The 14,809-nt window shown below is 29.1% G+C and carries 15 protein-coding genes; 12 read left to right on the top strand and 3 right to left on the bottom strand.

Features of this window, described 5'->3' with window-relative positions; translation table 11 throughout:
• The first annotated feature begins 178 nt into the window (after positions 1-178).
• The 11 genes from ABXT58_RS04485 to ABXT58_RS04435 all read left to right on the top strand — a co-directional run bounded on the left by ABXT58_RS04485 (position 179) and on the right by ABXT58_RS04435 (position 10,348).
• Positions 179-1,117, top strand: a complete 939-nt coding sequence (locus ABXT58_RS04485; RefSeq protein ID WP_415303500.1) for a hypothetical protein — start codon at positions 179-181, stop codon at positions 1,115-1,117.
• Positions 1,114-1,398, top strand: a complete 285-nt coding sequence (locus tag ABXT58_RS04480) for a hypothetical protein (RefSeq protein WP_415303499.1) — start codon at positions 1,114-1,116, stop codon at positions 1,396-1,398. The genes ABXT58_RS04485 and ABXT58_RS04480 overlap by 4 nt, the downstream gene beginning before the upstream one ends.
• Positions 1,355-2,221: a glycosyltransferase family 4 protein gene (locus ABXT58_RS04475; protein ID WP_415303498.1), complete on the top strand. Its 867-nt coding sequence runs from the start codon at positions 1,355-1,357 to the stop codon at positions 2,219-2,221. The genes ABXT58_RS04480 and ABXT58_RS04475 overlap by 44 nt, the downstream gene beginning before the upstream one ends.
• 128 nt (positions 2,222-2,349) lie before the next feature.
• Entirely contained in the window at positions 2,350-3,522 is a 1,173-nt protein-coding gene (locus tag ABXT58_RS04470) for a hypothetical protein (protein ID WP_415303497.1), read from the top strand.
• A 184-nt stretch (positions 3,523-3,706) separates the two neighbouring features.
• Entirely contained in the window at positions 3,707-3,943 is a 237-nt protein-coding gene (locus ABXT58_RS04465) for a hypothetical protein (protein WP_415303496.1), read from the top strand.
• Between the two features lie 222 nt (positions 3,944-4,165).
• The gene (locus tag ABXT58_RS04460) at positions 4,166-4,912 is read left to right on the top strand and encodes a hypothetical protein (protein ID WP_415303495.1); all 747 of its coding nucleotides are present in this window, start codon (positions 4,166-4,168) and stop codon (positions 4,910-4,912) included.
• A gap of 135 nt (positions 4,913-5,047) precedes the next feature.
• Entirely contained in the window at positions 5,048-5,881 is an 834-nt protein-coding gene (locus tag ABXT58_RS04455; RefSeq protein WP_415303494.1) for an NAD-dependent epimerase/dehydratase family protein, read from the top strand.
• Between the two features lie 3 nt (positions 5,882-5,884).
• Positions 5,885-8,146 (top strand): glycosyltransferase family 4 protein, encoded by a 2,262-nt coding sequence (locus ABXT58_RS04450; RefSeq protein WP_415303493.1) that lies wholly within the window; start codon positions 5,885-5,887, stop codon positions 8,144-8,146.
• Positions 8,147-8,180: 34 nt separating this feature from the next.
• Entirely contained in the window at positions 8,181-8,780 is a 600-nt protein-coding gene (locus ABXT58_RS04445) for a sugar transferase (RefSeq protein WP_415303492.1), read from the top strand.
• On the top strand, positions 8,764-9,180 hold the full coding sequence (locus ABXT58_RS04440) for an acyltransferase (protein WP_415303491.1): 417 nt from the start codon (positions 8,764-8,766) through the stop codon (positions 9,178-9,180). The genes ABXT58_RS04445 and ABXT58_RS04440 overlap by 17 nt, the downstream gene beginning before the upstream one ends.
• Positions 9,170-10,348, top strand: a complete 1,179-nt coding sequence (locus tag ABXT58_RS04435; protein ID WP_415303490.1) for a DegT/DnrJ/EryC1/StrS family aminotransferase — start codon at positions 9,170-9,172, stop codon at positions 10,346-10,348. The genes ABXT58_RS04440 and ABXT58_RS04435 overlap by 11 nt, the downstream gene beginning before the upstream one ends.
• Here the strand turns inward: ABXT58_RS04435 and ABXT58_RS04430 are convergent.
• The 3 genes from ABXT58_RS04430 to ABXT58_RS04420 are packed head-to-tail and all read right to left on the bottom strand — an operon-like array spanning position 10,345 to position 12,905.
• Positions 10,345-11,424, bottom strand: coding sequence for a YeiH family protein (locus ABXT58_RS04430; protein ID WP_415303489.1), 1,080 nt, complete (start codon positions 11,422-11,424; stop codon positions 10,345-10,347). The two genes, ABXT58_RS04435 and ABXT58_RS04430, sit on opposite strands and share 4 nt — an antisense overlap.
• Before the next feature lie 24 nt (positions 11,425-11,448).
• Positions 11,449-12,615, bottom strand: a complete 1,167-nt coding sequence (locus tag ABXT58_RS04425) for a UxaA family hydrolase (RefSeq protein ID WP_415303488.1) — start codon at positions 12,613-12,615, stop codon at positions 11,449-11,451.
• A 5-nt stretch (positions 12,616-12,620) separates the two neighbouring features.
• Positions 12,621-12,905: a UxaA family hydrolase gene (locus tag ABXT58_RS04420; protein ID WP_415303487.1), complete on the bottom strand. Its 285-nt coding sequence runs from the start codon at positions 12,903-12,905 to the stop codon at positions 12,621-12,623.
• A 111-nt stretch (positions 12,906-13,016) separates the two neighbouring features.
• Between ABXT58_RS04420 and xsc the strand changes: the two genes are divergently transcribed.
• On the top strand, positions 13,017-14,801 hold the full coding sequence (xsc, locus tag ABXT58_RS04415; RefSeq protein WP_415303486.1) for a sulfoacetaldehyde acetyltransferase: 1,785 nt from the start codon (positions 13,017-13,019) through the stop codon (positions 14,799-14,801).
• Positions 14,802-14,809: the final 8 nt, after the last annotated feature.

Raw genomic sequence — 14,809 nt, 5'->3', positions numbered from 1 at the left:
CAATAAGATTTGAAAAATAACAAAATACTTGGTTGGCAATCAAAAGTTAATTTAAATGGTAGTCTTAAAATGACATATACTGAATTTAAAAAGCAATATGAGGCATATTAAAAAATTATTTAATCTTTTTAAAAAAAAGTAATATTAAATTGAAGAAATATTCAAAATATAAGCTTTAATGAAAACAATAATAATTACATCTAGCTATAAAAGACCAGAGTTATTACAAAGATTAGGAGATATAATTATTCCACTCATAAATAAAACAGATAGAACGTTAAAGTGGAGAGTTGTAATTGATGGGCCTGCTGAAGAATATAAATTTATTTTAAATAAATTTAGTGAAAAAGTTATAGATAAATCTTCATTTACCTGGTCTGAACAAAAAAATATTGGTAAATTTAAATCTTTAGTAAAGATTATGGATGAAGAAAAAACACAATGTGATTGGTTAGTAAATATTGATGATGATGATGTTTTGATAAATTATAGATTTGAATCTTTTTTGAATATAATTGAAACTATTCCATTAAGTGTTAAGGCAATACTTGTTCCAAGGTTGATGCTCAAATCACCCACACACTATCTAGCACAAATTTATAAAAAAAAATTATTTAAAAAGTATGATCAAAAAATAATTAGTTACTTTGGATTTAAAGATAAGTTTGGTGATGTTGATACTTCAATTTTTATTCGTTCAACGGGTTACAAATTTAAACATAATAATGAAGTCCTAAATGATAGTTTTACTTCCGAGTCATTATTGTATCTTGATTCATTTCCAAACGAAGATATTTTAATATTAAATAATCATTTAGTATATAGTCAGTATTTAGCGCAAGGTCTTACAGGACTGTCTAAGCATAACAGAATTTCAAACCCAATTTCTGCAGTGGCCACGTATAAAAAATTTTTAGAGCAGGGCATTGAGATCAAATCAAAAATTTCATTACTTTATGTTAAATCATTGATTAATTATTACCGATTTAATCTACATGCTAATAAAAAAAACATAATAAATAATAAAAAATATGGAAATTTCATAATTCGCTTTATAGCATCAAGTATTGGAGAAATAATTTTTTTCTATGATAAACTGTTAGTTAAAAAGAAATGAAAACTGAACTTGTCCAAAAAGAAATTCTTCTGCAGGAAAAAACTAATATTCTGCAAATAATTGATTCAGACATGGGAGGTGGTGCCGAAAAATTAGTTTCCTACATACAGGAAAGAATAACGAGCACTATAAAAGTAATAACTTTTAAAAAATTAAATAAGAAATTTGAAACAAATACAAAATATAAATCTTTAGATATTAAAAATAATTCAGTATGGGCAATTTTTATTGCTAGTTATGGTATTTGTAAAACTACATTCCAACATAAAAAAAAAATCTAACTTAGCATTTCACTCTCACCTTTCTAGAGCACTTTATGCCACTTTTATTCCATCTCTTATTTTTAGAATACCTCATATACATACTGAACATAACACTTTTAATAGAAGACGAGAAAAATGGTATTTGTACCTGATAGAATATTTTATTTATAATTCACTTAAATCTATAATATGTGTATCTGAAGCTACAAGATATGAATTACTCTCGTACATGCCTAGTTTAGATTTAGATAAAGTCGTTGTTATTGAAAATGGCACAGAATTAATTCAACATAAAATTCGAAATTTTTCTAAGAAAAAAAAATTTAATATTATAGTGCTTGGCTCTCTAACCCATAAAAAAGGGATTGACTTATTGTTATCCTCAATTCCACATTTAGTAGACAAGATTAATAAAATAAAAATAATTGGATCTGGTCCAGAGAGAGAAAAATTGTTAAATTTGATAAATAAATTTTCATTAAACTCATTAGTTGAATTGATTGATCATACGGAAGATATTAAAGCCCATTTATACGACGCAGATATAGGTGTGGTGCCTTCGAGATGGGAGGGTTTTGGTTTAGTTGCCGTAGAAATGCGCTCATCAGGATTACCAATATTGATTTCTGATGTTCCTGGTCTCAGTGATATATTTTCTCATTATAATGCTGTGGTAAGTTTTAAGGTAGGATCAAAAGATTCACTTAAAAACTCTCTTAATGCATTATTAGAAGACCTAAGTAACGACAGAATAGTCGTTAAAGATTTAAAATCAGATTTAGAAAACTATTCAATACAAAATTTTTTAAAAAGGTATGAAGAGTTTTATAAAAAAATTTAAATTATAGATAAAGTTTAATTTATCAATTTTAGATAATATTAGCAGATAAAAAAATAAAATTTTGATTATAACTAATGTATTTAAGCAATAAATTTGATTATAATATCAACTAATAAATTAATATAGTCATGAATAACATAAATCATCTTAGTGATTTTACAATATTAGAAAATGTGTGGAATTATGTTTCAATATTTATTGTATTTTTTATTGGACTTTTTTTAATTTTTTTTAGTGAAAAAATATTTGATACAACTAAAGTTCGAGTCTGTTCTTTATATGTTTGGCATACTATTCTTTGCTCTATTTTTATTTTTACTACTTCAAAAATAGGTGGTGACGCAATATTTTATTATACTGCATCACTAATTCATGAACGTGAATTTAGTTTTGGTACAACTGCAACTCTTTATTTTACAACAATATTTACAAGGGGGTTTGGGTTAACATATATTAGCACTTTTATGGTATTTAATATTATTGGTACTTATGGACTGCTTGCTTTAGATGCTTCATTAAGACATGCAACTTTTGATAAATCAAAATATATTAAACTACTAGCACTTTTTACAGTGCTTATGCCTTCTTTAAGTTATTGGAGTTCAGGAATTGGTAAAGATGCCATTCAATTTTTTGGTACTTGTTTTTTGTTGTGGTCTAGTATTAATTTTAAAAAACGAAATATAATATTTTTAATTTCATTAATAATAATTTTTACAACTAGACCTCATATAGGTGGCATAGCAATCATTTCTTTATTTCTATCATTATGGTTTATCAGCTCATTGTCACTTAAAAAAAAAATATTATATTTAATAATTACTTTTGTTCCTTTAATATTTTTATTACCTACTGTATTAGATTCTGTAGGTTTTTCTAAAAATTATGATTATAGTTTAGCTAATTTATTTACGTTTATAAAATTAAGACAAACTTATACTATGATTGGTGGATCTTCTGTTGATATTGGAGAAATGAATTTTATTTATCAATTATTTACTTATCTTTTTAGACCGCTTCCTTATGAGACCCATAACACACTTGCTTTCTTATCATCTCTAGATAATTTATTTTTATTATCAATCTTCATTATAACTATACTCAGCATAATATTTGTAAAAAGAGAAAAATTTTTATTAAATCATCATACTGAAAATAGATGGTTTTTATTAATATTTAGTTTAGTTGGTTTATCAATTTTATCTTATACAACTGCAAATTTTGGAATTTCTGCCCGTCAGAAATGGATGGTTATGCCAATACTATTGTATTTTTGTTTTCAATGTATGAGAGTTAAATGATAGATAAAAAAACTATAATTTATATTACCCTAAAATTAAAAGTTGTTTTAGATATTTTTTCTGTCAAATAGAAATAATTTAAATTTGTATGGTATATATTTTTGTTTCTTTTAATTTAGTTGCAGTACTTGAATATTTAAATACAAAAGACATCTATGGTACAAATTTTTAAATCTATATCGTTATGAGTAGCGTAAATCATCTAAGTGATGTTAGTTTGATTGAAAATATATGGGATTCAATCTCTATAGTAGCTGTATTAATTGTTGGTTGTTATTTAATCTCAATTAGCGCAAAATATTTCAATGCAACTAAAGTTAGAGCTTTATCATTGTATATATGGCACAGTTTTTTTTGTTTTGCTTATATTTTTACCACTTCAATAATTGGTGGTGACTCAATATGGTATTATACAGAGTGATTAATCCAAAAAAATGTATTTTCATTTGGTACAACATCAACTCTTTACTTTACCACATTACTAACAGTTGGGTTTGGTTTAAATTATATCAGTACTTTTTTAGTTTATAATATTATTGGTACAATTGGACTAATTGCTATAGATGCATCTTTAAGACATGTAACAAAAAATAAATCTAGTTTTGTTAAATCATTATCATTATTCATAGTTCTTGTACCTTCTATGAGTTATTGGAGCTCAGCAATTGGTAAAGACTCGATACAATTTATGGCAACTGGTCTTTTATTATGGTCAAGTATTGACTTTAAGAAGCGTAATTTAATGTTTTTGATATCGATATTTATTATGTTTGTTGTTCGTCCACATATATGCGGTATAGCAGTTGTTGCTTTTACATTTTCGATATTCATTATTAACTCAATAAGTTTTACTAAAAAATTTACTTACCTTGCTATTTGTTTAGTTTTCTTATTATCTGCTGTGCCTTTTATACTTGGATATGTCAATTGGGATAGCTCAATATCGATAGACTCTATAACAGAGTACGTTAAACAAAGACAGGGGTATAATTTGGATGGTGGCGGAAGTGTAGATATTAGAAAAATGAATTTACCATATCAATTGTTTACATATCTTTTTAGACCATTACCATATGAAGCTCACAGCACCCTAGCTCTTATATCTTCTATAGATAATGCTTTGTTACTAACAGTTTTTATCTTATCTGCTCTTAGTATCATATTCCTAAAAAGAAAAAATTTTAATTTAAACCACCCTACTGAAAATAGGTACTTTTTATTGATATTTAGTTTAGGGTTATTGTTGATGTTAGCACTTACTACTGCAAATTGGGGAATTGCTGCGCGTCAAAAATGGATGGTCATGCCAATATTGTTATATTTTGGGTTCTTATTCATTAGAGTTAGTGGGTCTAAAAAAACTAAAGTCAAAAAAACCAAAATTATTTAAGGTATAATTAATAAATAGTGATCTTATTACTGTAGTTTAATATCGATTGTAAATAAGAAGTGAATTATAGTCTTATTTTAGAATGAATTTTATTTTTGAAAATTTAAATTTTAAAAAGTCACTAGAAAATTATATATGGATGATAAAATTATAATAATTGGCAGAAATAGTAATTTATCTAATCATTTGTTAGAAAAATTAAAGAATGCAAAAGTTATTTCATCAAGAGAAATTTCAAATAATATTGACATATTATCTGAATTTAAAAATCAGAAAATTAAATTAATATTTAATAATTTTCATCCAGCAATAAAATTAAATGAAATGATTAATGCAGAAGAATATATAATGAATTCTATTGGTTTAACTTCTAAAATTTTAAATTATTTTTTAATTAATGATATAAAGATAAACAAAATTATCTACACAAGTAGTAGTTCTGTTTATGGTAATAATAAATTTTCTACTGAAACAGATGAACTAAAACCTCTAAATCTATATGCGTCACTAAAAATTGCAAATGAAAAAATGATTGAAAAATTTTCTACTGATAATAAAATTAACTATACTATTTCAAGATTATTTAATATGTATGGAGGTAATGATAAATTTTCTATTATTAGTAAAATTTTTTTTGCAATAAAAACTACTCAAGAAATTACAATTGTTAATAATGGCAACTCTATAAGAGATTTTATCCACATTAATGATGTTGTTGATATTTATATAAAACTCCTAAATATAAAAAATATTAAAGTAGTTAATATAGGTACTGGAATTGGAAGATCTGTTAAAAGTATAATTAAATCTTTTGCAAAATACAAAATAAAAATATTTACTAAAAATATTTCAAGAAATGAATTAAAAGAATCAACTGCAAATATTAAAATTTTAAATAAAATTTTAGATAAAAAAATATTTATTCAAATAGAGGATTATATTAAAGAACAATTAAGTCATAATAAATAATAGATGAAAAAAGTTATTATCATTGCACCAATATATGACTCTTTAATTAATTTTAGAGGTGATTTAATTGAAGAAATTAAAAATAAAGATTGTGAAGTAATTACAATATCACCAGCACCTTCAAAACAATATCGAGAAACTTTTAAAGATAAACAAATAAAAAATATCACACTTAATTTTGAAAGGAATAAGGTAAATCCTTTTCATGATTTTTATATGTTTGTAAAATTAGTTATAATATTTTGGACCCAGTCACCAGATATTGTTTTATCGTATGGAATAAAACCAGTTATTTATGGAGGGTTAGCAGCAAAGTTTTTTAAAATAAATTTTTATGCTTTGGTTACAGGTGTTGGTTACGCATTTCAAGGGGACTCATTTAAAAGAAAATTATTAACTAAATTAGTTGCTATTTTGTACAAATCTGCACTCAAAAAAGCTAACGAGGTTATTTTTCACAATAAAGAAAATTGTAATCTGTTTGTTGAAAAAAATATTATATCTAAATTAAAAACATCTGTTGTAAATGGATCTGGTGTAGATATTGATAAATTCAATTTTGAACCACCTGTCATAAAAAATGTAAGTTTTTTATGTATTTCTCGATTACTTGGTGAAAAAGGATTAAGAGAATATGCTGTAGCTGCTAAAATTGTAAAAAAAAAATTTCCTAATATTATTTTTAATTTAGTTGGACCTGAAGATACGTCCCCGGATGGAATATCTTTAAATGAAGTTATGAAGTGGTCAGACTATATTAATTACAAAGGTGCAACTTTGGATGTTCGTCCCTTTATAAAGAGTGCAAATATTTTTATATTACCGTCTTATCATGAAGGAATATCAAGAAGCATATTAGAGGCTATGTCAATGGGTCGGCCAATCCTTACAACTGATGGAGTTGGTTGCAAGGAGACTGTAGAAGATAATGTTAATGGTTTTAAAGTACCAGTTGGATCTATAGAAAAACTTGCTGAAAAAATGATTTGGTTTATTCAAAACCCTATGTCACTAAATCAAATGGGTATAGCTAGCAGAAAGATTGTTGAGCAGCGTTATGATGTCCGCAAAGTTAACTTTGAAATGCTTAATATTATTGGGCTAGGAGCAACCAGGTCTTTAGCTAAATCAGAAAAAATTATTATCATTACATCTGTACCAATAAGTTTTTCCACTTTAATACGAGGCCAGGCTAAGTATTTAAGTAATTTTTATAATGTTAAACTTGTTTCATCTTTTTCTTCTAACAATTCACAAATATCAGATTTTGAAGGTGTAGAATTTAAGTCTATAAATATGACAAGAAAAATAACCCCAATTCAAGACTTAAAAGCAATATACAGACTCTATAAATATATTTCAATTGAAAGACCAAACATAGTCTACACATTTACACCAAAAGCTGGGCTTTTAGGGATGTTAGCATCTTTTCTATGTAGAATACCTGTTAGAGTTCATAATATTGTAGGCTTACCGTTGATGGAATATACTGGCTGGAAACTAGTTTTACTTAAATTTATTGAAAGATTAACATATTTTTTTTCTACTAGAATTTTTTGTAATAGTTTTGGATTAAAAAAATATATCAATGATAATTTGACCTCTTTACCAATAACTGTTGTAGGGCAAGGCTCAATTAATGGTGTAGATACAGAATATTTTAAAGATAAGCTCAATAATGAAGAAAAGTCACTCATTAGATTAAAACATAATATTTCTAATAATGATTTTGTCATAACATTTCTTGGAAGAATTGTCAGAGATAAGGGAATAAATGAATTAGTAGAATCATTTGTATTACTTTTAAAAAAATATCCCAACTTAAAACTTTTATTAGTTGGAGACTATGATGATAATTTGAATAGAATTGATGATGAAACTAAAGATTTAATAAGTAGCATGGAGTCGATCATAAATGTGGGCTTTAAGAGTGATATTAGAGATTTTTTATCTATTTCAGATTTATTTGTACTTCCTTCTTACAGAGAAGGTTTGCCAAATTCATTAATCGAAGCAGGTAGTTTTGGTATTCCTTTATTAGCAACAAATATAAATGGATGTAATGAAATCATTGATAATAATGAAACAGGTTTGCTTATAAAGATGAAAGATATAAACAGTTTAAAAGATGGAATAGAAAAGTGTATAACTGATAAGAAATTTTATTCCTACATAAAGAGCAATGTCAGAGATAAAATTATAATGAAATATGAACAAAATTCTTTTTGGTTAAATTTAAAAGATGAATTTAAAAAAACTATTTGATATATTTTTATAAACAATATTAACAATACTAGTAATGAAACGTATATTTGATTTATTTATTACCTTTTTTCTATTATCACTTTTTTTACCTGTAATAATATTAATTACATTAATTCTTATAAGTAAATTAGAGTTTCCAATATTTTTTAAACAATCTCGTCCTGGATTGAATGGAAAGATATTTAAGATTATCAAATTTAGAACAATGACAAATCAGCTCGATACAGATAAAAAATTATTATTGGATGAAGCCAGACTGACTGCATTCGGTAAATTTTTAAGATCAGTGAGTTTAGATGAGTTACCTGGACTATGGAATGTGCTAAAAGGTGATATGAGTTTGGTTGGTCCTCGACCGTTATTAATAGAGTATCTGCCTTTATATACCACTCAACAGGCTAGACGACATGAAGTTAGGCCAGGTATTACAGGTTGGGCACAAATTAATGGCCGTAATACAATTAGTTGGAATGAAAAATTTAATTTAGATGTTTGGTATGTTGACAACCAGTCTATTTGGCTAGATATAAGGATATTATGCCTAACAGTAAAAAAAGTAATAATGCGTGAAGGAATAAACCAGACTGGTCAAATTACAGTAGAACGCTTTAAGGGTAATGATGGTGAAAAGTGATAGATTTAATAATTGGAAATATCCAATTATTAAAGAGGGAAAGCCAACAAAATATAATTGGGTTGTGCAAAATTTAGATGGTTTAGATTTGGGATTTAATACTGATATTGGTGCTTTTTCTTATATTAACGCTAAATATAAAGTCATAATTGAAGATGAGGTGCAAATTGGATCACATTGCTCTATTTACTCCGTATCTACTATAGATAATTCTTCAGGGAAAGTGGTATTAAAAAATAATTGTCGAATTGGAAGTCATACAGTCATTCTTCCGGGTGTATCAATTGGCAAAAACTCTATAATTGGTGCGCATAGTTTAGTTAATAAAGATATTCCAGATAATGTAGTTGCTTTTGGTGTACCCGCTAAAGTAACACGTAAATTAAATAATGATAAATAGTCAATTTTCTCCATGGCCTTCATTTACCTTAGAGGAAGCTAATTCAGTTCGTGATGTTCTGTTATCAAATAAAGTTAATTATTGGACTGGTGAAGAATGTCGTGAGTTTGAAAAAGAGTTTGCAGTTTGGACAAATTCTAAATATGCGATAGCTCTAGGAAATGGAACCCAAGCTTTAGACGGTGCGTTGAAAGCTTTGGATATTGGTGAAGGCAATGAAGTGATTGTCACCTCTCGCACATATATTAGTTCAGTTTCATCTATCGTAAATGCTGGTGCAATCCCTATTTTTGCTGACGTTGATTTGAATTCCCAAAATATCAAAGTTGAATCTATTAAATCTTTAATTAATAGCAAAACTAAAGCTATTGTTTGTGTACATTTAGCTGGTTGGCCATGTGAAATGGATGATATAATGGATTTAGCTAATGAATTTAATTTATATGTTATTGAAGACTGTGCGCAAGCTCATGGAGCCAAATATAAAGACAAACCTGTTGGCTCAATTGGAAATATCGGTTGTTGGAGTTTTTGCCAAGATAAAATCATGACAACAGGAGGTGAGGGTGGCATGGTCACTACTAATGATAAATCTTTATGGAATAAGATGTGGGCTTATAAAGATCATGGTAAGAGCTATGAAGCTGTGTATGAACGAGAGCACCCAGCAGGATTCAGATGGTTAAATGAATCATTTGGAACGAATTGGCGTATGACTGAAATGCAAGCAATAATTGGAAGAATACAACTAAAAAGAATGCCCGATTGGCAAGCTAAGCGTATTAGTAATATTAATAAAATATGGAATTCTGCTAGGCAATGTAAAGGTTTGCGTGTGCCAAGTATTTCTGACTATATTAAACATGCAGCTTATAAATGTTACGTTTTTGTTGAATCAAAGGAATTAAAAAATGGGTGGAATCGTGATAGAATTATTAAAGAGATAAATGCATTGGGCGTGCCGTGTTATTTTGGAGCTTGTTCTGAGGTGTACTTAGAAAAAGCATTTGATAATACCAAATTTAGACCCAAAGAGAGATTAGTTAATGCTAAAGAATTAGGAGAAACTTCTTTAGTTTTTTTAGTACACCCAACTTTAACTAAAGATGAGATTCAAAAAACAAGTGATGCAATTACTTCTGTTATGAATCAGGCTACAAGCGTTTAATATAAAAATGTTTTAAAAAAAATCTCTAAGGTTATAATACTAACAATTCCAACAGTTATAGCTGTAATTAAACCTACAACAAATGGTTTATAGCCCATTGATTTTAGCTCATTTATATTAATAGATATACCCACAGCTGCCATCGCCATAGTTAGAAAGACCGTAGCTAAACTCTTAAGGTAGCCTATAAAGTTTTTCCATGTTTCAAAATTAGAATTTTCTACTGTAAATACTTGATCTCCAATATTCCTAACAACTATCATTCCTATAAAACCAATTACAAAATATGGAAAAATACTTAATATAGAATAACCTTTATCTTTAACGTTACCTCGATTATATAAAAAAGCAAATAATGGAATCATAATAACTAAAAAAGTATTTCTTATTAATTTTGTAACTGTAGCTACATTTAATGTCTCTGGACTGTTAAATTGCTGATCATAGATCAATCCAGCAGCAGCCACTTGAGAAGTTTCATGAATAGCAGTTCCTAAAAATAAACCAGCCTTTAATGGTTCGCCATAAAAATACCATTCTGCAAAATATGGGTAGACAAGCATTGCAATGACACCAAATAAAGTAATGTTTGCTATTGCATAGGCCACTTCAGTTTTTTTAGCATTTATAACAGGAGCCGTCGCAACTATGGCAGTTGCACCACAAACACTCGTACCTATAGCTATTAGGTAAGACATTCTTGACGAAATAGGTACTTTTTTAATCAATAATTTTACAAGGATGAGTACACTTAATATACATACAATAATCAAAGGAATAGCAATGGTTCCAAATTTAATAAACTCTCCAAAACTTAACCTGATACCTAAAAAAATTATCCCTAATTTTAAAATATACTTTTGAGTAAAGTCTAATCCTAACATCATACCTGGCCTAGGTGTAAATGCATTTCCCATAACAATGCCAAGTAGTATTGCAATCATAGCAGTGGAAATTGGGCTTTTAGTGGTATTAAATAATTCAATCGCAATTACATTGTTTATCCCTTGAGAAAATAAACAAAAAACTAAAGCTAAGACAATACCAGGAGTAATGTTTGTTATATTTTTAAACACTATGAGTTGAGAACTTTAGAAAAATTACGCACTACGGTAGAGTTTTGTCATAACAAACTCTTTATGTCCTAAAGCTTCAGCGCAAGTTAATCTACCATTAGCAACTCTAATCATTGATTTGATTAATTCATCACCAGCTTCTGACATAGTCATCTCTCGTGATAAAATTTTTGATACATCGCAATCAATGTGTTCACCCATGCCTTTTACAGTTAATGGGTTGGCAGTTAATTTAACAACAGGCTCTATAGGGTTACCTACGATATTACCTTGACCTGTTGGGAATAAGTGAATGTTAAATCCAGCAGCTGCTTGAAGTGTAATACACTCTGCTGCTGCAGATGAAGTATCCATAAAGTATAATCCTTTTCCTTTAGTAGGTTCTTCAGCTGGTTCTAAAACATCAATAAACTTACAATTTCCAATTTTTTGGAAGTTTCCAAAAGCTTTCTCTTCAATTGTCGTTAATCCTCCTGCAATATTTCCTGCAGTTGGTTGACTATCTGAAAGGTCATCTGTTGCTTCTTTTAGAATAAAATCATTGTAATCACTCCATGTTTTCATGAATTTTTCAGAAGCTTCTGGAGTTGCACCACGTGTAGCACAAACCTTTTCAGCACCAGTTAACTCTGAGGTTTCACCAAAACATAAATGAACTCCTAATGGCTCTAATTTATCCATTAAATTTCCAACTGTTGGGTTAGCAGCAAGACCTGATGTTGTATCAGATTCACCACATTTAACTGAAATCCATAAATCACTTAAAGGACATTCTTCTCTTTGTTTTTCAGAAGCCCACATTGCAAATTCTTGAGCTTTTTTAGAAGCCTTCATGATTGTTCCAATGTCACCAGTTCTTTCAATATGAAATCCTTCAACTGGTTTTCCACTTTTAGCAATTTCATCAACAATTCTTTTTGTCCATTTAGGTTCAATCCCAATAACAATTACAGCAGCAACGTTAGGGTTTTTTCCAGTCCCAATCATTGTTCTAAAGTGTAAATCTAAATCAGCACCAAATTGAAGTCTTCCATAAGAATGAGGGAGAGCCATTGTACCTTTAATATTATTTGCTACAGCTTCAGCACAAGCGTTTGAGATATCATCTACAGGTAAGATGATTACGTGGTTTCTAGTGCCAACTCTGCTATTTTCTCTTTTATAACCTAAAAAACTTTTTGGAATTTCCATATTTTTTACCACTTCTTCGTTTTTACATTGTGAACATGAACATGCTCACCTTTTTTGATTGATTTAACTACTTTTCCAATATCATGACCATATTTTAAAATAGTATCACCCTCATTAAGGTCAACCATTGCAATTTTATGTCCTAATTGAATTTCATCTACTGATTGAATTTGAACCGTCTTATCATTTTCCATAATCCAGCAAGCGCAATCTTGTTTAGCAGTGATTTTATCAATAACAACTACTCCAACGTTGTCCTTTTCGTCATGTATAATAATGTCTGTAGCCATAATTGTGTCGATTTGTTTGTTTGAAATTTTTTTATTCTTATATATTAATCTTAAAAATTAACAAATTATTTATAAATTTTTTAACAACTTAAGCAGGAAGGCCTAATTATTATGACTAAAATGACAACAGAAGAAGCTTTTGTAAAAGTTTTACAAATGCATGGAATTGAACACGCATTTGGAATTATTGGTTCAGCCTTTATGCCTATTTCAGATATTTTTCCTGATGCAGGAATAACTTTTTGGGATGTTGCACATGAAACTAATGGTGGATTAATTGCAGATGGTTACACAAGATCTACTGGTAAAATGTCAATGGTCATTGCTCAAAATGGTCCTGGAATTACCGGTCTTGTTACACCTATTAAAACTGCATACTGGAACCACACACCATTATTATTAGTAACACCTCAAGCTGCCAATAAAACTATGGGCCAAGGTGGCTTTCAAGAAGTAGAACAAATGAATTTATTTAAAGATATGGTTTGTTATCAAGAAGAAGTTAGAGACGCTTCAAGAATGGCAGAAGTATTAAATAGAGTAATTGAAAAAGCGATCAGAGGATCAGCTCCAGCACAAATAAATGTTCCAAGAGATTACTGGACACAAGTAATTGATATTGATCTTCCTCCAATTGTTAGACTTGAGAGACAAGCAGGTGGAGTTGATGCAATTAAAAAAGCAGCTGACTTATTATCAAACGCTAAGTTTCCAGTAATATTATCTGGTGCGGGTGTTGTAATTGGTGGAGCGATTGAAGATTGTAAAAAATTAGCTGAAAAATTAGATGCTCCAGTTTGTTCAGGGTATCAACATAATGATAGTTTCCCGGGAAGTCATCCACTAGCTGCTGGACCATTAGGGTATAATGGATCAAAAGCTGGAATGGAATTAATTAAGAAAGCTGATGTCGTTCTTGCACTTGGTACAAGATTAAATCCTTTCTCAACTCTACCTGGTTACGGAATGGATTACTGGCCAAAAGATGCGAGTATCATTCAAGTTGATATGAATTCAGATAGAATTGGTTTAACTAAAAAAGTATCAGTTGGTATTTGTGGTGATGCAAAATTAGTATCTCAACAAATTTTAGCTCAACTTTCTCCAACAGCGGGGGATACCAATAGAGAAGAGAGAAAAAATACAATTCACCAAACTAAATCTGCGTGGTTACAAGAGTTATCAAGTCTAGATCATGAAGATGATGATGAAGGTACTGTTTGGAATGCAGAAGCTAGAAAAAGAGATGCAGACAGAATGTCTCCTAGAGAAGCATGGAGAGGAATTCAAGCAGGAATGCCTGATGACGTAATTATCTCAAGTGATATTGGAAATAACTGTGCAATTGGAAACGCTTACCCTACATTTGAAAAAGGTAGAAAATATTTAGCACCAGGATTATTTGGTCCTTGTGGTTATGGCTTTCCAGCAATTCTTGGAGCAAAAATTGGATGTCCTGATACTCCAGTAATTGGTTTTGCAGGTGACGGTGCATTCGGTATCAGCATGAACGAAATGAGTTCAGTAGCAAGACCAGAATGGCCAGCAATTTCAATGGTAATTTTTAGAAACTACCAGTGGGGAGCTGAAAAAAGAAACACTACTTTATGGTTTGATGACAATTTTGTTGGAACAGAACTTGATCCTGAATTAAGTTATGCAAAAGTTGCTGATGCTTGCGGATTAAAAGGTGTTACTGTTCGAACTATGGAAGAGACTACAGCTGCTATCAAGCAATCATGCGAGGATCAAAAGAAAGGAATTACAACGTTTATTGAAGTAATTCTTAACCAAGAATTGGGTGAACCTTTCAGAAGAGATGCCATGAAAAGACCAGTTAAAGTTGCAGGGATCAATAAAGAAGACATGATTAAGCAACCTTCTTTGGTATCTTAAGATCTTTT

The organism is Candidatus Pelagibacter sp. Uisw_090 (assembly GCF_047717845.1).
Taxonomy (GTDB): Bacteria; Pseudomonadota; Alphaproteobacteria; order Pelagibacterales; family Pelagibacteraceae; genus Pelagibacter.
This window is presented reverse-complemented; position numbering and strand designations above follow the sequence as displayed.